This window comes from Antarcticimicrobium sediminis (assembly GCF_004348975.1).
Taxonomy (GTDB): Bacteria; Pseudomonadota; Alphaproteobacteria; order Rhodobacterales; family Rhodobacteraceae; genus Antarcticimicrobium; species Antarcticimicrobium sediminis.
Genome location: NZ_SMFP01000018.1, coordinates 1 through 19,627, shown reverse-complemented (window position 1 = coordinate 19,627; position 19,627 = coordinate 1). Strand labels below are relative to the sequence as shown.

Here is a 19,627-nt window from a genome sequence, read left to right as displayed (position 1 = left end):
GGAGCACCGGTCGGAGGGCCGACAACGGGCCTGGCCACGACAACACCCGGGGGCGCATTGCCACGCCCCCTTTGGTCAGCTGGCAGGGTGGGCGGCATTGGCCGCGGCCACGGCGGCGAGGATGTCAGCCCCGGCCTCACCGGTCTTGGCCTTATAGTCTGCTAGCAGAGGAGCTGCGGCTTCGCCCCAGGCCTTGCGCTCTTCCGGTGTCAGGTCTGCCACATCGACTCCGGCCTCTCGCAGCCGGTCGGCAACGCGTTCGCTGTCGGCCTTGCCTTGATCGCGCGAGGCTTTCTGGGCAACCATCGCGGCCTCTCCCACTGCGGTCTTCACGTCTTCGGGCAGCATGTCCCACCACATCTTCGAGGCCGAGGCGACGAAAGGCAGGCGCATCATGGCGACGTTGGTGCCGTATTTCGTAACCTCGAACAGCTTGCGGCTAAGCACCGAGGACGGCCCGGTCAGACAGCCGTCGATGGTGCCGCGCTGCATCGCCTGATAGACTTCCTGCGAACTCATGGTGACGGGCGATGCCCCGAGCGTGCTGAGCAGCTGGGTGGCGTCCAGCCCGAAGGAGCGCATCTTGAGGCCCTGCATGTCCGATGGCAGCCGCACCGGCGAATTGGTGTAGATCTCTACCGTGCCATAGGCCATCCAACCCAGCATCTGGTGATCGTACTTTGCCAGCTGGGTGGCAAAGGCGTTGCGCATCGCCGGGCTGTCTTCGGCGGCCCATTCCGCTTCCCAGGTGTCATAGAGAAACGGCATCGCCCAGACTCGCATAAGTTGCGCATCACGCCCGGCCATGAATCCCAGGTTAACCTGTCCGATATGGGTTGCGCCGGTGGAAATGGCATCTGGCAGTTGGGTATCGTTGTAGAGCTGCCCATCGGGGAAGGTCTGCGGCACCAGCTTGACCGAGGTCTCGGCGGTGCGGGCAGCGATTTCCTTCGCCAGCGTCTCGAAATAGGTGCCCGTGGCATGGTGCTCGGGCAGATTGTAGGCGATCTTGATGACCTGCTCGCTTTGTGCTCGAACCAGCGCCGGGGCGGCCATTACCCCCAGCGTAGCGGTTGAGAGCGCAAGAAACCCGCGCCGGGTTTGTGTTGTCTTGGTCATGGTCTTTCTCCTCCCTGTCTACCCTTCCACCCCTGCGGGGCGAGTTCCGTGCGCACCGGGGCAGAGCGGCGTGCGACGGTATCAGTTCAATGAATGTGTGATCGGTTCAGTATGAGCGCGGCATACCCAGAACGTGCTGGCCCAGATAGGCCAGGATCAGGTTCGAGGAGATCGGTGCAATCTGATACAGCCGCGTCTCACGCCATTTGCGCTCTACGTTATATTCGCAGGCATAGCCGAAGCCGCCGTGGGTCTGCAGGCAGGCCTCGCCGGCATGCCACGAGGCTTCGGAAAGCAGCAGTTTTGCCATATTCGCATCTTCGCCGCAGGGCTGTCCTGCGTCGAACAGCGCACAAGCGCGGCGCAGCACCATTTCGGCCGCGCGCATTTCGGCATAGGCGCGGGCAATAGGGAACTGTACCCCTTGATTGGTGCCAATCGGTTTGCCGAAAACCACGCGTTCGTTGGCATAGCGGGTGGCCGTGTCGATGAACCAGCGGGCGTCGCCCAAGCATTCCGAGGCGACCAGCGTGCGTTCGGCATTCATCCCGTCGAGGATATATTTGAACCCCTTGCCCTCTTCGCCGATCAGGCTGGAGGCGGGAATGCGCAGGTTGTCGAAGTAGATCTCGGTGGTGTTGTGGTTCACCATTGCCTTGATCGGCCGGATCTCCAGCCCATTGCCGCGGGCCTTGCGCATATCGACCAGAAAGACCGAGAGCCCGTCGGTTTTGCGTGCGACCTGATCCGCCGGTGTGGTTCGGGCCAGCAACAGCATCAGATCGGAATAAAGCGCCCGGCTGGTCCAGACCTTTTGTCCGTTGATGACATATTCATCACCCTCTCGTACCGCGCGGGTGCGCAGTTGCGTGGTGTCCGATCCGGTGGTGGGCTCGGTCACACCAAAGGCCTGCAACCGCAGCTCACCACTGGCGATTGCGGGCAAATATTGCTGTTTCTGGTCCTCTGACCCATGCCGCAGCAGGGTGCCCATGATGTACATCTGCGCGTGGCATGCCCCGGCGTTGCCGCCCATCGCATGAATTTCTTCAAGGATCACCGACGCCGCGCGCAACGGCAAACCAGAACCGCCAAAGGCTTCGGGGATCAAAACGGCGAGAAAACCGCTGGCTGTCAGGGCCTCGACAAATTCGCTGGGATAGCTGTCAGTTTCTTCCAGCTTTTGCCAATAGGGGCCGTCAAAGGGGGCACAGACCTTGCGCACCGCATCACGAATTTCGGGGTAATCTTCTCCGATTTCAACGGAGATCGGCATGTCATCTGTCTGGGTCATTTGTCTTCGTTCCGATTTCTGGTTCCGTCTCAGGCCGTCATCATGTCAGGGGCAAAGCGGGCGCGCAGATCCCTGCGGAAGCTGGCCGGGGTCAGGGTTTGCCCGGTCTCGTGCTGCCAGATGGTGAGGCAGTCCGTGAGCTTGGCTTCAAAGGCTTCGGGCGTTGCGGGAGCATCGGGGGCGCCGGGGTAATGTATGGCCTCGGCTTCCGCCAAAGTGCGACCGGCTGCGGTAATGCGGAGCCGGACACTGCCGTGGTCAATGCCGATGGGCATATCCCCCGCCAGCGGATCCTCGATGGTTTCGACTTGCGCCATGATCCGGCGCAGGTCGCGTCGACGCACGGCGTCATCTTTGAAATCCGCCAGCCCGACCCGGCCCTGCGCCAGCGCCGTTGCGACACAATAGGCGGCGCAAAATTTGGCCTGCGCTCCGGTCTGCGGGTCAGTCACTTGCAGCGGGCGCATTCCACCATAGGGCACCTGAACCATGATGCGCGCATCGTTGGGCACCCCATCAGGCAGAGCGATCCTCGCCTCCAATGCGGCGGCGATCATCCGGTGGGTTAGGTAGCAGCAGGGAAACAGCTTGCGTGATACCGACAAGGTATCAGGGGCGACGTGATCCGGCAGGGTCCCCGGCGTGATACCGCCGTAGAGGTCGAAAAACCCGCGCGGGCCAAAGATGTCCTGACTGCCATCAACCCCGGCCTCTGCCAACTGGGCTGCGCGCAGGGCGGCAGCGGCGGCCTGTCCGGCTTGAACATGTTTCGCTTGGGTCCCGAAGTTCTGCTGGACCCCGCCGGCTTGCGCGGCAGCGAGCGCGAGCGCGCTGCGGGTGGTCGAGTCGTCAAACCCAAGCAAATGGGCCAGCGCCGCAGCCCCTGCGAGCGGGCCGATGGTCGATGTCGCATGCCAGCCGCGATCGTAATGGCCAAACCCCAGCGCCTGACCCAGCGCGATGTTGGTGCCAAGACCGACGGCATAGGCGTCGATCAGGCGGGGCGTCAGGTCTGGGCGGGACGCGGTCAGCGCCATCAAGGCGGGCACCAGCACCACGCTGGGATGGGTCACCGAGGTCAGATGCACATCATCATAGTCCAGCGCGTGACCGGCAATGCCATGTATCAGGGCTGCATGTTCCGGGCTGAGTGCTTTTGCTCCATCAAGAAGAGGGGCAGTGGCTCCGGCAAAGACGCGACGCGCGGCGGCGGTTGAGGCCTCTCCCCAACCAGCATAGGTCACGGCCAGCGTATCCTCAAAGGAAGTTAGGGCGGCGGCGCGTTCCGCCGCGCTCAGGGGGCGCGGCGCTGCGATCAGTGCGCAGAGGTTTGCGATAAAGTTCATGCGCCCTCCCGGCATAATGTTCGTACCTTTCCACATCGCCGTGCCGGCGAAACCAACCTCTCCTCTGGCGGCCTTGGATTGTCCGGATAATGTTTGATCGCCGGCTCTGCTGTCAACGGAAAAAATTGCTTGTCATAACATTATCCGAACATTTAAGATGAGGCTATGAACAAGCCACGCCGCAGCAAGCCAACGCTTTATCAAGAACTGCATGACCGTTTAGCAGCCGATCTTGCGGCTGGGGTTTATCCCGTTGGCGGCCGGTTCCCGACCGAACAGGAGCTCTGTGCCCGATACAGTCTGGGCCGGCATACCGTGCGCGAGGCGCTGCGGTTGTTGGAGGAGGCCGGGCTACTGTCGCGTCAGGCTGGGGTGGGAACGGTTGTCCTGGCTAGGACACCGCCCGAGGTGTACAGTTATCGCATTGATTCAATTGATAACCTGACGGAATATGCCCGTGTCACCATCTTCGACAAGAAGCAGGAGGGGGTGGTAACGCTGCGTCCTAAATTGGCCGAGACGCTGGGCGCAGAGCAGGGGAGTCGCTGGCTGCGCATGGCTGGGCTCCGTCATACCCAAAATGATGAACTTCCGGTGGCTTGGACCGATATCTATATTTCTGAGCCTTACATCGGCGTGCGCGACGGTATTGGCGGAGTGTCTCGTGCGATCTATCAGAAAACATCCGAACAATTCGGTTTCACCATCGCCCGGGTCGAACGTCGAATTGCGGCGGTGTCGATGCCGGAGGATCTTGCGGCGGAACTCTCCTCTGAACCGGGCGCACCTGCACTGATGGAGCGACGCCGCTACTGGTCGGACAAGGGCGAATTGTTTGAGATCACGCTTTCCTTCCATCCGGGCGACCGCTTTACCCAGACGATTTTGCTGGAACGTGAAACCTGAGGAGGCCCCATGGCCCAGTATGAAACCCTGATTCGTGAGGATCTGGATGGAGGCATTGCCGTCGTCACCCTGAACCGCCCGGCATCAGCCAATGCGCTGAACACCCAGATGGGGCGCGAGTTGCTCGATCTGTTCCGCAGCGTACTGATGGACCCCGGTGATCTACGCTGTCTGGTGTTGACCGGGGCTGGCGACAGGGTCTTTTGCGCTGGTGGCGACCTGCGCGAGCGCAACGGCATGTCTGACACGGATTGGCAGCGCCAGCACGTGATTTTCGAACAGGCGTTCTACACGTTGATGGATTGCCCGGTGCCGGCGATCGCGGCGGTGAATGGCGCGGCCTATGGCGGCGGCACCGAAATGGCGCTGGCCTGCGATTTCATCCATGCGGCCGAGGGCGCGCGCTTTGCGCTGACGGAACCGAAGCTGGGCATTATCCCCGGTGGTGGCGGAACCCAGAACCTGCCACGCGCGGTTGGTTCGCGTCGCGCCAAGGAACTAATCTTTGCCACAACACCGTTCAGCGCGGCAGAGGCTGCGGAATGGGGCATGGTCAACAGGGTGTGGCCATCGGCAGACTTGATGCCGGGCGTTCTGGAATTGGCGCGCCGGATCGCCGCTAACGGGCCGATCGCGGTGCGTCAGGCCAAGCGGGCCATGACTCTCGGGGTCGAGACCGACCTGAAGACCGGGCTCGCCATCGAGATCGAGGCCTACAACCGCACCGTACCCACCGCTGATCGGCGCGAAGGGGTGCTGGCCTTCAACGAGAAGCGCACGCCGCGCTTCACCGGCCTCTGAAATCCAGCGGCCACAGATATGAACTGGGAGGGGAAGCCAATGAAAGATCTTATTACTACCGAAGTCGGGATGCGCGACGGGTTGCAAATGGAATCTCGTTTCGTTCCAACTAATGAGAAGATCGAGATCGGGCTTGGCCTGATCGGGGCGGGGCTGCGTCGAATCGAGGCGACATCTTTCGTCTCGCCCAAGGCGGTGCCGCAGTTGGTCGATGCGGCCGAAGTGATTGGTGCGCTGCGTGGACGAGGTGCAACGCTGGCCGCATTGGTGCCAAATTTACGCGGCGCCGAACGCGCGCTGGAGGCCGGGGTGGATGAACTGGTGATGTTCATCTCGGCCTCGGAGGAGCATAACCGGCGCAATGTCAACCGCAGCATCGCCGAGTCTCTGGAGACTATTGCCCCGGTGGCGCAGGCGGTGGCGGGCAGCGGGCGTGGCCTGCGCGCCGCGGTGTCGACCGCCTTCGGTTGTCCATGGCAGGGCGATGTCACACCCGAGGAAGTGGCTCGGGTGATCGAGGGGTTTGCTGCGCAAGGGGTGCGGGCCGTCACGCTGGGCGATACGACTGGCATGGCGACGCCGCCGATCGTGCGCCGTCTCTGTGACAAGCTGGCGGATTGGTTCCCTGAAGTGGAGTTAACGCTGCATTTCCACAACACGCGCGGGATCGGGCTCGTCAACGTGATGGCTGGGCTTGATGCCGGCATCGTGCGCTATGAATCCGCGCTTGGCGGGCTGGGGGGCTGCCCCTTTGCCAAGGGGGCCACGGGAAATATTTGCACGGAAGATCTGGTTTATATGGCCGGGGAGATGGGCCTGAAGACCGGTGTAGACCTATCGAGTTTGATCGCGTTGGCGCAGCGGATGCAGGCGATCCTCGGCCATGATCTTCCCGGCCAGGTGATGAAAGCGGGCCCGCGTCTTGTCGCGGCCTGACGCCAGTTCACCTTAGTAGGGCGGTGCCGCGTTTGACGCTCTTGCCCAAGCCGAGCTGCCCACTGAAATTCGGACCTTGGCTCCTTGGGAAATACGGTCGGAATCGCGCCATCTGATCTTCGCGCAGTCAGAAGCACAAGATCTGCCGCGCGCGAATTCCGATTTGGATCGACAAATATGAGCGCGGCGAATTCTATGATAACGCCATCGAAGAGGAGCGGCTCCCTGAATACGAAACACGGGTGGCGGTCCTCGAATGGTTCGTCGGCGGTTATGGCTTCCTTCCATTCCATAGAAAGGATTGCACCCTCAAACCGTGGGATCAATTACCTAGGAGTTGTCACGTTAAGCGGGCGGCGATTGCCTGCTCTCTGATTGCGCCGTAGGCTCAGGACCCATTGATTTCAGGTTAGTTGCGTGATTCACGGCTCCGAAAAAGAAGCGGTGACATGTCTGATCTCTTCTGGCTCACCGAGGCGCAGATGGCGCGCTTGGAGCCATACTTCCCGAAGTCCCACGGCAAGCCGCGTGTCGACGACCGGCGCGTTCTGAGTGGGATTATCTTCATAAACCGCAACGGCTTACGCTGGCGTGATGCGCCGAAAGAGTATGGTCCACATAAGACGCTATACAACCGTTGGAAGACAAAGGGATACGCCCCTGCATCCCCGGTCGAAAACAACGCAAGATCCCCGTCAAATATGACAAGCGCCGCTAAAAACGCCGCAACCGGATCGAGATCATGTTCGGCAGGCTCAAGGACTGGCGCCGTGTCGCAACCAGATATGATCGGTGCCCCAGGGTCTTCTGCTCAGCCATAGCTCTCGCCGCAATCATCATCTATTGGCTATGAGTCCTGAGCCTACGTCAGAGCAGTCAATGTGTGTTCCAAACTGACCCGTTTTCAGCGTCTAAATTTGACCCACCCTATGTGGCGCAAAGCCCCCAGTCGGGCCGCCCTCATATAGCGAGTCCGTCTGGGGGCTTTGCTTGAGCGAAGTTTATGTTTTTCTGCGCCGCTTGCTTAGTGCGAACCGCAATAAAGTGTTGCCCGTTCCGATGAAACGATGGCGGCGATAAAGGCGAGCATCGGTCATACCTCTATGTCGCATTTTACGCGGGCGGCCGCATTAAATTTGCGGTGTCGAGTTCACGCATGTCAGATCAGCTGCCCGTCGCCTGAAGTATGCCATTCAATGCATAAGGCAGGATGCCCCCGGCCGCGTAAATCTGGGTTTCCCGGGCCGTTTCAAGACGGCAAAGCAATGGAACCTGCCGCACAGGCTCGCCATCGGGAGAGGTAATCTGCAGATAGCCCACAGCACCGGGGAAGAGCCCGTCTTCAAACATGATGTCAAAAGCTTCGTCTCCGGTCAGATCAAGGTGTTCGACGTGATGACCTTCAGCCAGTTGCAGTGGCAGGACCCCCATGCCGACCAGGTTTGAACGGTGGATCCGCTCGAAGCTCTCGGCAATAACGCATTGCACCCCGAGAATCCGGGTCCCCTTGGCCGCCCAGTCGCGGGAAGAGCCGTTACCGTAATTTTTGCCCGCGATCACGATCTGCGGGACGCCTTCAGCTTGGTATTTTGCCGCAGCCTCATGAATCTTGCACGTGTCACCGGACGGAATATGACGGGTAACGCCCCCTTCCGTCCCCGGCAACATCCGGTTCCGGATGCGGATATTGGCGAAAGTGCCGCGCATCATGACGTTGTGGTTCCCACGCCGTCCGATGTACGAACTGAACCGGTTTTCCGGTACGCCGAGCGAAAGGAGGTATTGCCCCGCCGCGCTATCCGCTGGAATGGCAGAGCCGGGAGAAATATGATCCGTGGTGATATCATCCCCCAGGATCAGAAGGGACCGAGCCTGCTCCAGCCGGAACACGCTGACGTCGCGAACATCACCAGTCGCGTCATCCAGAAAGGGTGGCCGCAACAGATAGGTACTTTCTGGATTCCAGTCGAAATCTTCGCCTTCCGGAACGGTCAGCGCATCCCAAAACTCATCCGACTCCTGCATCCGGCTGTATTGTTCGCGGAATTCTGCGGCGGTGACGATTTCCTGTGTCACGCGCTCGATTTCTGCTGGATCTGGCCAGAGATCGGCCAAATAGACCGGAGTGCCGTCAACCGCCTCACCGATCGGGTCATTGGCAAGGTCGATCCGCACGGTCCCCGCAAGCGCATAGGCGACAATGAGCGGCGGAGAGGCAAGATAAGCAGCCCGCACCAGAGGATGGGTGCGACCTTCGAAATTGCGGTTGCCCGAAAGAACGGCCGTAACCTTGAGCTTGCGGGCGCGGATTTCTTCTTCAAGCTCACTCGCAAGCGGCCCCGATCCACCGCCGCAGGTCATACAGCCAAAGCCGGTGACCTGAAAGCCGAGATGGTCAAGCGCGTCCTGCAAGCCGGATTTTTTCAGGTATGCAGAAACCACGCGAGACCCCGGAGAGAGTGACGTTTTCACCTTGGGATCAACTCTCAGCCCCGCCGCCACGGCATTGCGGGCAACCAGTCCGGCAGCGATCATCAGCGAGGGATTCGACGTGTTGGTGCAGGACGTGATCGCGGCGATCACGATATCCCCGTCTGCAAGGGTGTCTTTATCTGTTGCTTCTGCGCCGGGCTTATCCTCTGTCCGGGAGGCAAGGAAATCGTCAAAGCTGCCCGGCACATCCGGCAGGTCGAGCCTGTCCTGTGGACGGCGTGGACCCGCTGCCGAAGGGCGGATCTTGTCAAGTTCGATGGTGATCACTTTGGCGTAGTCCGGAGAAACGCCGCTCACGGCCCACATCATCTGGGCGCGGGCATAGGCCTCGGTCAAAGCGACATCGACCTCGCTGCGCCCGGTCTGCCGCAGAAAATCCATGGCTTTGGAATCAAGCGGCGAGAACCCCATGTTCGCCCCGTATTCCGGTGCCATGTTCCCGAGCGTCGCCCGGTCCGGAACGCTCAACGACTCGAAGCCATCACCATGGAACTCAACCATCTTGCCGACCAAGTCGTATTCGCGCAGCCGTTCGGTTGCGCTCAGCACCAGATCCGTACTGGTGACGCCGGGCTGCAATCGTCCAGTTAGACGGCATCCAATCACATCGGGAAAGGCCATGGATATTGGCAGGCCAAGCAGGGCGCCGCCGGCCTCGATTCCGCCAACCCCCCATCCCATGACACCCAAACCGTTGATCGTGGGGGTATGGCTATCCATCCCGACAAGCGTGTCCGGGAAAGCCCAGAGCGTATCGCCGATCATGTCACTGCGCACCGGCCGGGCAAGATACTCTAGGTTGATCTGATGTACGATCCCCTTGCCCGGCGAAAACAGGCGGAAATTGTTGAAATTCGCCTCAGCCCATTTCAGGAATGTGTAGCGTTCCGCGTTCAATTCGTATTCGAGCTCGATATTGCGGCGCGCAGCATCGGCCGTCCCGGCGTACTGTGTCACGACCGAGTGGTCTATAATCAGCTCGGCGGGAATTTTCGGATTGACCTGCTTCGGGTCTCCGCCACGCTCGATGACCGCAGCGCGCATGGCAGTCAGGTCAGCCAACAGAGGCACGCCCGACGAATCCGGCATCAACACCCGGGCCGGGAAGAATTCGATATCGCCCACATTTTCTCCCCGCGCGACGGCGGCGACCAGTTCGGCGGAACTGGTATCCTCGCCCATATGACGCAGCAGGTTTTCCAGCAGGATGCGTGTCACGAATGGCAAGCGGTCTATCCGCGCACCCGGAACAGAGTCTTGCAGGTGCTTCAAGGAGGTATAGCGGTAGCTTTTGCCGTTAACGGAAAGAACGGCGTCGGTGGTCCGGTCAAGGGGCATGTCGGTGTCCTTAAGTAGCGGAGATATTTGCGCGGCGGTGGATGCGGCGCGCCTTCAGAAAAGCGGCTCCAATCGAAAAAAGCATCAGCGCGAGAAGCAGCATGGAAATCGGACGTTCCAGCAGATAGCCGAATATATGTCCGCCTGAGATCTGCAGACTTCGAACCATCTCGCCTTCGGCCATGCGCCCTAGAAGCAGTCCAATAACCGTCGCGGCGACTGGGTAATGATGGCGTCGCATCAGCCAGCCGAGGCAGGCGAAAACGGCAACCGTAAGCGGCCCGGCAATGGTTCCGGTCACGCCAAATCCCCCCCAGACACAAAGCGCCAGAACCGAGGGAACCAGATAGCGCAGCGGGACTTGCACAACCATGCCGAGCACCCGAAGGCTGAGCAGGCCGACGAGGCCAAGCAAGAGCACCTGTACAAGATTTCCCAAGATGATGGCGTAAACCAGATCGCCCTGATCGCGGATGAACGATGGCCCGCCAACAAGGTTGTGATAGGAGAAGGCCGCCATCAGCACGGCAGTTGCCGCCCCGCCCGGAATGCCGAGTGCGAGTAAAGCGGTCATGGAGCCGCCCTCGGACGAGGAATTGGCGGACTCGGCTGCGATCACCCCTTCGGGGATACCGGTGCCGAATTTCTCGGGCGTGGAGGACGTCCGCCGCACCTCGCCATACGCGACCAAGTTCGCGACAGAAGACCCGACACCAGGTACGGCGCCGATCAGCACGCCAATCCCGCTGCCACGCAATAGGACTGAAGGATACTTGAACGTCGAAAACATAGCGCGGATAATCGGACCAAAGGCGACGGGCGGGGCGCCCTCCACTGTGCTGAGGGTTTGCCTTTCCCGGATGCGCAGAAGCTCGGACGCTGCGAAGATGCCGATCATCGCCGGGACAACCTGCACACCATCAAGAAGATAGGAACTGCCAAACGTGGCCCGCAAAACCCCGGTAGTGGACATGCCTACCTGACTGAGAATGAGCCCGATCATGCCTGCCAACAGGCCCTTGGCCACGGAGCGTTCGCTCAGGGTTGCGATCAGGGTAAGACCCCAGGCAATGACCAGCACCATTTCGAGCGGCCCTAATTTGAGTACGACCGCCGCCAGCGGCTGGATCAGCACGAACAGTACGGAATAGCCGATAAAGGCCCCGATCACCGAAGCGCCAAGGCTAAGCCCCAAAGCCTGATTCTGACCCCCTTTACAAGTCATTGGATAGCCATCGAACGCCGTCGCCACAGAGGAAGAAGATCCGGGGATGTTCATCAGGATTGCCGTAACCCCGCCGCCATAGACGCCCCCGGTGAAAATGGAGGTCAGGAACATGATGGACTGGATGAAATCCATCGTAAAAGTCAGCGGCAGAAAAAGTGCCATGGCCATGGAGACCTGAAGCCCCGGAATGGCCCCGAATATCAGGCCAATAAGCAAGCCGGGGATAACAAAGATCCAGGGACCGAAACTGCTGAACATGAGTTCCAGCGCGGCGCTGAGCGCGGTAAAATCAATCATTGGAGCACCAGCGTCACAATGGGAAAGGGGAAAAGCGCTCCGAACGTCGTGGTCACGACAACGGCAAAAGCCAGCGCGAAGGCGGGAGGCTTCCAAAGCGAACGTTCACCGCAAACGACGATGCCGATCCAGATGAAGAAGAAGGTCGCGACATCGAAGCCGATCACGAACATCAAGCTACAGAAGCCGCAAAAAAGGCCGAGCAAAAGCAAGTCGCCAAGTGTCTTACGCAAGCTTTCTTCCGGAACGTCTTCCGGAATGGGTCGGGACAGAAGGATTGTTCCGATCAGGATAAGCGCCAGAACGCTGGCGGGAACCAGAATGACGAGGTTGTTCAGGGCGAATTTCGCGGTGATCGCGCTGTAGTTCATGGCAACCGTGAAGGCGAGCACGATGGCCAGAAAAACTGCATGGGACGGGGCGAGTCGAAGGGACATCAGCTACCTGCATTCTCTGGGTGGCGTGAAAGTAACCGGGGGGAATCCCCCCGGAACCCGTTGATATTGTTCGTCATCTCACCCTTTAGTCGGGCTTGGCGAACCGACTGAGAATATCGAAATTGGAAAGCACCATTTCAGTCGTGCGTTCTGGTCCGAGCCAATCTGCTCCAATATTCTGATCATGCAGTTGGGCGACGAAGTCTTCGTCTTGCAGGACAGTTTCATAGGCCGCGACAAAACGATCAAACTCTTGGGGATGTTCGGCTGCGAATACCGCATTGGCCGCAACGCCGCGCATCGACCCCGCAAGCGGAGTCAGGGTCACTCCACGATCGGCAAGGGTTTCGTTCAAGGTCGGGGCATCCCAATCCTCTAGCCGCTCAGCAGACGCAACAGCCAGAGGACGGATAAATTCCGCAACCGGCAAGCTTCCAGAGGCACTGATCACGGTCATATCGACCTGCCCCCCAGCCACAGCTGTTCGCGCGGTGCCACCGCCTTCGTAAGTGACGATATTGACGGCATCCGCAGGCAGACCAAAGGCTTCGAGCGCAAGCTGGATATTGATCTCGCCAGTGGACCCGGTCACGACGGATACGCGGTAGCGCCCCGGCTCCTCTTTCACGGCTTGCATGAATTCTTGCAGCGTCGCGAAAGGCAGATCCTTGTTGATCGCGAACAAGTCGACGTCCGTCCACTGTCCGTTGATGAAGGCAAAATCCCCGAGATCGTAATCGGGTTGAAACTCCAGAATGGCATTTGAAATATAGGGGTGGATTGCCGTGGCGAGGAAGAACGATCCGTCGGTGGGCTGGCTCAGGAAATAGGTCGTACCCACATGGCCACCACCGCCCTTCTGGTTCACCACCCGGATCGGAACTTCCAGTTCGTGCTGCATCTGCTCGGCCAGAAGCCGCATCGATCGATCAACAGACCCCCCGGTTCCGAACGGGATTACGAAGGTGATCTGCCGCGTAGGCCATGCCTCTTCCGCTTGCACCGCAGATCCACCTGTCGCCAGTGCGATCGCAAACGTGAGCGCTCGTACAAACGAGCGATTTCTGTAGGCCATTGTGATGTCCTCCCTGACATATGGCGCGTGTTTGGAAGCGTCCTTTTGTTAACAAACTGACCGTAAGAGCATCCAGAACCAATTGCAACCAACAAGGCCGAAATTGCAAACCCCATATTTTTATTGACTTTATTTGGAAATTTTGCCCTATATAGGGTAATCTCACGAAGCAGAAGGTTGCGAGAAATCCCGAAATTGTCAACAATATTTCAGGCCAGAGATATGGCCTCTCATATCGCCGATTCGCTGAAGTCAGAGATGCTCTCGGGTGACCTGACGGCCGGGCAGCGCCTTGGCGAAGCAGCTTTGGCCGAACGATTTTCTGTCAGCCGCGGACCTGTGCGGGATGCTTTGTCACGGCTAGTTGAAATCGGCATCGCCGTTTCGGTGCCAAATGCCGGCACCCGGGTCAGAGAGTTCTCGCAAGGCGAAGCACAGGAACTGTATGAACTGCGCGAGACGCTTGAGGCAGAAGCCGCTCGCCTTGCGGCCATACGGGCCGACAAGGCGGAGAAAGCCGCGCTGGTCGCCCTGACGGAAATCAGCGAAGATCGGTTTGGCCCGGGCCGGCAAGGCTCCGACAATGACTTTCACATGGAATTGGCACGGTTGTCAGGAAACGGGCTTTTGCTACGCCTTTTGTCCGAACAGCTCTACCCGCAGCTGATGTTGCTCCGCATTCACAGTCGCAACGCGACCGGACGCCTCGGGAAAGCCCTGAACGAACATCACAGCATCTGTCAGGCCGTGGTGGATGGCGACCCGGAACTGGCGAACATCCTGATGCGACGCCACATCCGCAACAGCTGGAAATCCTTTTACAACCGGATGGCCTATGCGGTGCCCCCCTCAAACAAGACTACGAAGGATAGCTAATCTGATGATGAACCACGAAATCAACGCTTCGTTTCGCGCCCGCCTGCGAGAAGACCGCGCGTTGCTGCTGCCTGGGGCCGCAAACGCACTCGCCGCGCGCGTTATCGAGGATTGTGGCTTCGAGGCAATTTTTCTGACCGGGGCTGGCCTGACCAACAGCTATTACGGAAAGCCCGATTTGGGTTTCATGGGGCTGAGCGATATCGCCGGGCAAACAGCCGCGATCCGCAATATCTCGATGCTCCCAATCATCGCGGATGCGGATACCGGGTTCGGAAATGCGGTCAATATGTATCACACGGTCCGTACGTTGGAGCTGGCCGGTGCCTCTGCGATTCAAATCGAGGACCAACTGAGCCCAAAGCGTTGCGGTCATTTCGCAGGCAAAGATGTAGTGGCGCTGCCTGAGGCACGGGACAGAATCCGCGCGGCCGTCGATGCGCGCACCGATCCCAACCTGATGATCTTGGCGCGAACCGATGCCCGCGCAACGCAAGGGCTTGAGGCCGCGCTGGACCGGGCAGAAGCCTTCATCGAGGATGGAGCCGATATTACATTCGTCGAAGCCCCCGTGAACCGTGAAGAAATACGCGCCATTCCCGCACGACTGACGAACACACCGCAGTTGTTGAACATCGTGGTTGGAGGACGCACACCGGTTCTGGAGTTCGAAGATCTGGAGGAAATGGGGTTTTCGCTCATCCTCTACGCCAATGTGGCACTGCAGGCGGCGATCCGTGGCATGTATTCGGCTTTGACGGGCCTCAAGACTGATCGGAAGTTCGAGGATACCGGCGCCATTGCCGGGTTTGAAGAACGCCAAAGTGTTGTGAACAAAAGCTATTATGATGCTTTGGAGGCCAAATACAAGGCGTGACAGGCCTGCGCGCCTAGGGTGTGTCTCGCTGACGAGTGCAAGAGCGTCTCGCTTCGCAGAGATCCGAGCTTGATATCAGAATGGACGGCGAAACGAGCGAGATTTTGAAGGCCGGTGTCGTGGCGCGTGACGATCCGTTCGGAATGTGTCGCGAGCATCACAACACCAACCAGCCGAACGATGGCCTCGCCGATGGCGTCCGACGCCATCGGCCTATAGTTACGCCGTATAATGAAAGTGGAATTGATGCGCGCCTTGCCGAACTCGAACGATTATCCGATGAACGACCCGTTGGGTGGCGCATCGCCTTGGTGCTGTTTGCCATGATGCTGATGGTGCTGTCCGGCACGCCACTGCTGAAGAGGCTACGCCTCCGCATGACCGATTTAGCGGGCGAATGAGAGTGCGCAATCCGGCCATCCTCCGTGGCGCCGTGACATTGGGCATTGGTGCTGCGGGCGGGTTCGCCTTTTTCCTATTCAACTTGCCGTTGCCATGGGTATTGGGAAGCCTGACGACCTCTGCCTTGGTCACACAGGTCTCGAATTTTCGCCCGCAACTGCCGACCCGCTGGCGCAGCTATGGGATGGTTGTGATCGGCACGATGCTGGGCACAGGCTTTACGCAAGCCGTTGTCGCGCGCTCAGCCAGCTGGGGGCTAAGCCTTGTTGTGATGTCGCTGTTGTCGCTGGTGTTTTGCATCTTCGCCTATCTGGTTTTTCGCCGCTGGGGCGGCATGAACCGTGAGACCGCTCTTTTCGCGGCCATGCCCGGCGGTCTCTCTGTCGTCGCGATGCTGGCCGAGCAGTATAAGACAGAGGTCAACCGTGTCATTCTATGCCACACTGCCCGTTTGGTGGTGCTGTTGGTGTCGGCCCCAATCGTAATCCAATGGCTTTCGGGTATCCACCTTGCCGATGCCAACCAGATCGCGCTGCACTCTCACGAGCGGATTGATCCTATAAAGCACGGTATTCTTGCGATTGTCGCCATCGCAAGTTTCATTGTCGCGAATCGCGTGCGCCTGCCGTCTGCAATGCTCCTGTTGCCCCTGCTCAGCTCGGCGGTGTTGCATGCCACCGGACTGCTGACAGTCCATGTGCCGCCAGTGTTTTCAATGCTGGCGCAGATTGTGATCGGATCGAGCGTTGGCGCGCGCTTTGCCAATTACACGTTGCGCCAAATCGCCAAGGATGGCTGGCTCGCGGCTCTGGTCGGTATCTTTCTGGCAGTGGGTTCGCTGCTGGGAGCCTATCTTGTCGTTCTCTTAAACGGAGGCGAAATCGCGCCGCTGTTTCTGGCATATCTGCCCGGCGGTGCGCCCGAACTGGGGGTCGTTGCCCTTGCGCTGATGATTGATCCCGCCATGGTTGCGGCACACCATGTCCTTCGGGTTTTCCTGATCGTTGCCGTTTTGCCCTATGCTGCTGCACGCATCAGTCAACGCAATGATAGCTCGCATTGAGGGAGTCTGTGCGCTGCCTGAAGCGCGACGGGTATTGCCTTAAAGGGGGTGGGGTGGAGCCAATTTGCCCGTTACGTGAGGCATTTACAACACGCGGCAATACGCTGTGTGGGCCATCGTCCCTGCTACGGTTGTAGCACATGGCTAAGGTATCGGATCATGCGTGGTGAGCAAGCATTTTCTGCCGGTACCTAACTCTCTCAAGCATGGTTCATCGTTGGTTGCGGGAGGTCGGCGAGCAGACGCCGGAGCTCCGCGACTTGGAGTTCGCGGGCCTCCACGAGCGCGGAGGCCAGATCAGTCAGCTTGCGGCCCGAAAGCATGACGGCTCGATTGCTCACCCGCGCTTCTGGCGCACATCTCACCCCTCGGCTGACGAGGACGCCATGAAGGCGGCTCCTCCAAGCGATCCCTATGTGCAGATGAGCGACGAGTTCATTCCGGGTCTCGGCACCCTGTTCGTAAGCCCGGACACCATGCCGGCCGGCCCGTTCCTGGCCTATGACCATGCCGGCAAGCTGTCGGCTTCAATATACATGACCCCGCTGGAGGACCTGGAAAACGGGACTGCCGATGACGAACTGGGTATCGGGTCGCACGCGGTCAGCTCGGTCGACGTCTACTACAACGCCGGCATCCCAGGGTCGAGAAGCCGCATGCACAGTGGTCCTCTACCACGATGCGCCAGCCGCAGGACGGAACTGGACAGCCTCAGGAAGGGCTTCCCGTCGTCTGGGCAGCCCTTCCTGAGCATAATTCCCGTCAAGACATCTCCAACTTTCGCGCATAACTCACAAAGAAGCGGCTTCGACGTGAACCTAAGCGCATTATCGCTCGAACATCCATCATTAACTCCGCTAAGTAACAAAGATTACAAAATAAAAGCCCCCGCAGGCCTCAGGCCTGCAGCCGGTTTCAGAAGATACCTTGTCCTGGCATCTACGCAGCGACCTGCTGCTAGCCTTTGACGGCTCTTTTATCGCGCGCTCAAGAAGTGCCTATTAACGATCAATTTGGGTTTACGCTTTCCCTCAGACGCAATCGTCAAGCTGTTCTTCAACACGACTTTCACAGAAAATCTTAAAATGTTCTTCATCGTCCCAGAGGCCCGCAACATATTCAACCAGCCCGCTGAGATCCTCAGGTGCCTGAAGGCATTTCGAAAGGAGATCAAAAAGTCCAGGTTCGTCAGCGATAGTAATGCGCATAGTGTAGTCAGGGTTATCGTCTGAAGCGATCAGGATACCCCAATCCACTTCCATATCGCCATCGCTGTCAGCTTCCACGATCTTGTCGATAAACAAATACTGCTTGTTCAGACTGGTTGCGGCAGCTTCACTGCTACCGCAGCCCGCAGCATATTCCTCAAGGGCTTCCTCACAGACGTCACGGAGCAGCGTCTCCGAGCGCATGATGCGGATAATACGTTCATTCATCTTCTGGGTCATGCATGACCTCCTTATTCAACCTTGGGGAAATATGAATGATATCGCTGAAAATCGGTAAGCGGGGGCTGGAGGGCACCGGGCCTTCAGCTTGACGGCTCGAAGTTCCAGGGGAGCAGGATCGTCGATCCGGCTGGCGGGATGGCCGGCAGCGATGGCTTCAAGGGTGGCTTTGAGGTAAGCGAAGGGCTCGACGTCGTTGACCTTCGCGGTGGCGATGAGTGAAGCGATGCGGCCCCAGGCGCGGCCGCCTTCGTCATGACCGGCGAAGAGCGCGTTCTTTCTCGTCAGGGCGATAGGGCGGATCAGATTCTCAACGGCATTGGAGACGATCTCGACGCGGCCGTCATGCAGGAAGGTCTGCAGCCCGTCCCATTGGCGATGGATGTAGGTCAGCTTCTCGCCGAGGCGTGACTTGGCCGAGATGCGCAGCCGCTGGTTTTGCCGCCATTCTCCGAACCCAATGATCAGCGGCGCAGTGCGGGGCTGCCGTGCCGACAGCTGCTGTCCGGGGCCTATGCTGCGGATCTCGGCTTCGATACGGTAGAACTCAGCGATGCGGCGCAGGCCTTCAGCGGCGATCTCCGAGCCGTCTCGGTCGAACACTTCCTTCAGCTTCCTGCGGGCATGGGTCCAACAATGCGCCACGCGGATAGGATCGCCGCCCTTGAGGGCGGCAATGTCTCAACCGGCAGATGACGAAGCGGCGGCGATGGTCGCCATCCTGTCACCTGAGGAGCACAGTCAAGACGGCTTCCACACGGCCTGCTGGATCAGGTTACGCGCGCTTGAGCGACGGATTTTGGTCTGCGGGTCGGAAAAAATCCAGATAGATCGGGAAAGGTCATGATGGTAGTCTTGGTCACGCAGAATATCCCTTTCTCTGTGGAGAATTGAAGGCGTTTTAAGCGCCGCCATGATATGCCGCCCTCACGAGCCATCATCAACTTTCAGCAATTTCTTTTCCACAAAAACGCGAACAGATCACTTTTACCCTTTTTTAGAGCTTCCAGCTTGATACTCTTTGTTGCATGTAGGGAGGGGTTATAAAGTTAAATGTTTCAAAATAGGCTTGCAACAGGGAGCATCGTGCTCTGGGTAATGATCGCTATGGTCGCAATTGTAGTTGAGTTTTTTTTTGAGGAAGATGTCGTAGTGGAAGACTCGCATGAGCACACTATTGAGTGCTTTCCTTTCCACGATCCGGAGCACGCCGACCTGTAGATCGTTTGGCATCTGTGACGGCAATCACCTCTTCATTGGCGTTGACGTAGCGGACATTTGTTCTGGCCTGGCATGTTCTGCCTTGGTCGCACTTGTGATTGGGGGGGGGCAGGCATTGGCGGGTCATGAAGTTGAGTGAGGCCATGAGCCACACTTCGGATTGTTTGAATTTCAGGCCCCACCGCAAGGTGGGGCCTTATGTTTTCAGATAGAGTTGTGCTCTTCGCGGATCTCATTCATGGCGGCCTGTGCCAGAAAGGCTATAAACGGCGGCTGAAGGGCACCGGGTTTTCAGGTTGACAGCTTGAAGTTCCAGGGGAGCAGGTCGTCGATGCGGCTTTTGGGATGGCCTGTCAATCGGCATGCAATCCTGACCCCCTATCGGCGCCCAAAAATGACCCCTTTATTTTGCGCAGGGGTAGCTGGCCCGATGCGGTGTAGCCATCACACAGCGCAGCCGCGTCGGGCCA

General features: G+C 59.0%; 16 protein-coding genes and 2 pseudogenes. 9 read left to right on the top strand and 9 right to left on the bottom strand.

Features of this window, described 5'->3' with window-relative positions:
- Positions 1 to 75: 75 nt before the first annotated feature.
- The 3 genes from E1B25_RS19140 to E1B25_RS19130 form a co-directional block, all read right to left on the bottom strand.
- The gene (locus tag E1B25_RS19140) at positions 76 to 1,119 is read right to left on the bottom strand and encodes a TRAP transporter substrate-binding protein (protein ID WP_132831196.1); all 1,044 of its coding nucleotides are present in this window, start codon (positions 1,117 to 1,119) and stop codon (positions 76 to 78) included.
- A gap of 106 nt (positions 1,120 to 1,225) precedes the next feature.
- A complete protein-coding gene (locus E1B25_RS19135) occupies positions 1,226 to 2,413 on the bottom strand; it encodes an acyl-CoA dehydrogenase family protein (RefSeq protein ID WP_132831195.1) in 1,188 nt (395 codons plus the stop codon).
- 29 nt (positions 2,414 to 2,442) lie between these two features.
- A complete protein-coding gene (locus tag E1B25_RS19130; protein ID WP_165937689.1) occupies positions 2,443 to 3,759 on the bottom strand; it encodes an MmgE/PrpD family protein in 1,317 nt (438 codons plus the stop codon).
- A 165-nt stretch (positions 3,760 to 3,924) separates the two neighbouring features.
- On the opposite strand from E1B25_RS19130, the gene E1B25_RS19125 reads away from it, so the two are divergent.
- The 4 genes and pseudogenes from E1B25_RS19125 (at position 3,925) to E1B25_RS19110 (ending at position 7,255) form a co-directional block, all read left to right on the top strand.
- On the top strand, positions 3,925 to 4,665 hold the full coding sequence (locus E1B25_RS19125) for a GntR family transcriptional regulator (protein ID WP_132831193.1): 741 nt from the start codon (positions 3,925 to 3,927) through the stop codon (positions 4,663 to 4,665).
- Positions 4,666 to 4,674: 9 nt separating this feature from the next.
- Complete coding sequence (locus E1B25_RS19120) at positions 4,675 to 5,466, top strand: enoyl-CoA hydratase-related protein (RefSeq protein WP_132831192.1); 792 nt, start codon at positions 4,675 to 4,677, stop codon at positions 5,464 to 5,466.
- A gap of 39 nt (positions 5,467 to 5,505) precedes the next feature.
- On the top strand, positions 5,506 to 6,402 hold the full coding sequence (locus tag E1B25_RS19115; protein WP_245510782.1) for a hydroxymethylglutaryl-CoA lyase: 897 nt from the start codon (positions 5,506 to 5,508) through the stop codon (positions 6,400 to 6,402).
- A 449-nt stretch (positions 6,403 to 6,851) separates the two neighbouring features.
- A pseudogene (locus E1B25_RS19110) lies at positions 6,852 to 7,255 on the top strand (transposase).
- 311 nt (positions 7,256 to 7,566) lie between these two features.
- Here the strand turns inward: E1B25_RS19110 and acnA are convergent.
- The 4 genes from acnA to E1B25_RS19090 form a co-directional block, all read right to left on the bottom strand.
- Positions 7,567 to 10,233: an aconitate hydratase AcnA gene (acnA, locus tag E1B25_RS19105; RefSeq protein WP_132831190.1), complete on the bottom strand. Its 2,667-nt coding sequence runs from the start codon at positions 10,231 to 10,233 to the stop codon at positions 7,567 to 7,569.
- Positions 10,234 to 10,243: 10 nt separating this feature from the next.
- Positions 10,244 to 11,758 (bottom strand): tripartite tricarboxylate transporter permease, encoded by a 1,515-nt coding sequence (locus E1B25_RS19100; protein WP_132831189.1) that lies wholly within the window; start codon positions 11,756 to 11,758, stop codon positions 10,244 to 10,246.
- Positions 11,755 to 12,195: a hypothetical protein gene (locus E1B25_RS19095; RefSeq protein WP_132831188.1), complete on the bottom strand. Its 441-nt coding sequence runs from the start codon at positions 12,193 to 12,195 to the stop codon at positions 11,755 to 11,757. Before E1B25_RS19095 ends, E1B25_RS19100 begins: the two co-directional genes overlap by 4 nt.
- An 85-nt stretch (positions 12,196 to 12,280) precedes the next feature.
- The gene (locus E1B25_RS19090; RefSeq protein WP_132831187.1) at positions 12,281 to 13,270 is read right to left on the bottom strand and encodes a Bug family tripartite tricarboxylate transporter substrate binding protein; all 990 of its coding nucleotides are present in this window, start codon (positions 13,268 to 13,270) and stop codon (positions 12,281 to 12,283) included.
- Between the two features lie 177 nt (positions 13,271 to 13,447).
- Here E1B25_RS19090 and E1B25_RS19085 point away from each other — a divergent pair, with 177 nt between their 5' ends.
- The 5 genes from E1B25_RS19085 to E1B25_RS19065 all read left to right on the top strand — a co-directional run bounded on the left by E1B25_RS19085 (position 13,448) and on the right by E1B25_RS19065 (position 17,456).
- Positions 13,448 to 14,146, top strand: coding sequence for a GntR family transcriptional regulator (locus tag E1B25_RS19085; RefSeq protein WP_245510781.1), 699 nt, complete (start codon positions 13,448 to 13,450; stop codon positions 14,144 to 14,146).
- Between the two features lie 4 nt (positions 14,147 to 14,150).
- On the top strand, positions 14,151 to 15,023 hold the full coding sequence (locus E1B25_RS19080; protein ID WP_132831185.1) for an isocitrate lyase/PEP mutase family protein: 873 nt from the start codon (positions 14,151 to 14,153) through the stop codon (positions 15,021 to 15,023).
- A gap of 80 nt (positions 15,024 to 15,103) precedes the next feature.
- Complete coding sequence (locus E1B25_RS19075) at positions 15,104 to 15,424, top strand: hypothetical protein (protein WP_132831184.1); 321 nt, start codon at positions 15,104 to 15,106, stop codon at positions 15,422 to 15,424.
- Positions 15,319 to 16,488, top strand: coding sequence for an AbrB family transcriptional regulator (locus E1B25_RS19070; protein ID WP_245510780.1), 1,170 nt, complete (start codon positions 15,319 to 15,321; stop codon positions 16,486 to 16,488). Before E1B25_RS19075 ends, E1B25_RS19070 begins: the two co-directional genes overlap by 106 nt.
- Positions 16,489 to 16,694: 206 nt before the next feature.
- Positions 16,695 to 17,456 (top strand): hypothetical protein, encoded by a 762-nt coding sequence (locus tag E1B25_RS19065; protein ID WP_132831182.1) that lies wholly within the window; start codon positions 16,695 to 16,697, stop codon positions 17,454 to 17,456.
- Positions 17,457 to 17,519: 63 nt separating this feature from the next.
- Here E1B25_RS19065 and E1B25_RS19060 read toward each other — a convergent pair whose 3' ends face one another.
- Together E1B25_RS19060 and E1B25_RS19055 are read right to left on the bottom strand one after the other, a co-directional pair.
- Positions 17,520 to 17,936, bottom strand: a complete 417-nt coding sequence (locus E1B25_RS19060) for a hypothetical protein (protein ID WP_132831181.1) — start codon at positions 17,934 to 17,936, stop codon at positions 17,520 to 17,522.
- A gap of 83 nt (positions 17,937 to 18,019) precedes the next feature.
- Positions 18,020 to 18,602, bottom strand: a pseudogene (locus E1B25_RS19055) (IS66 family transposase); the annotation flags it as partial.
- Positions 18,603 to 19,627: the final 1,025 nt, after the last annotated feature.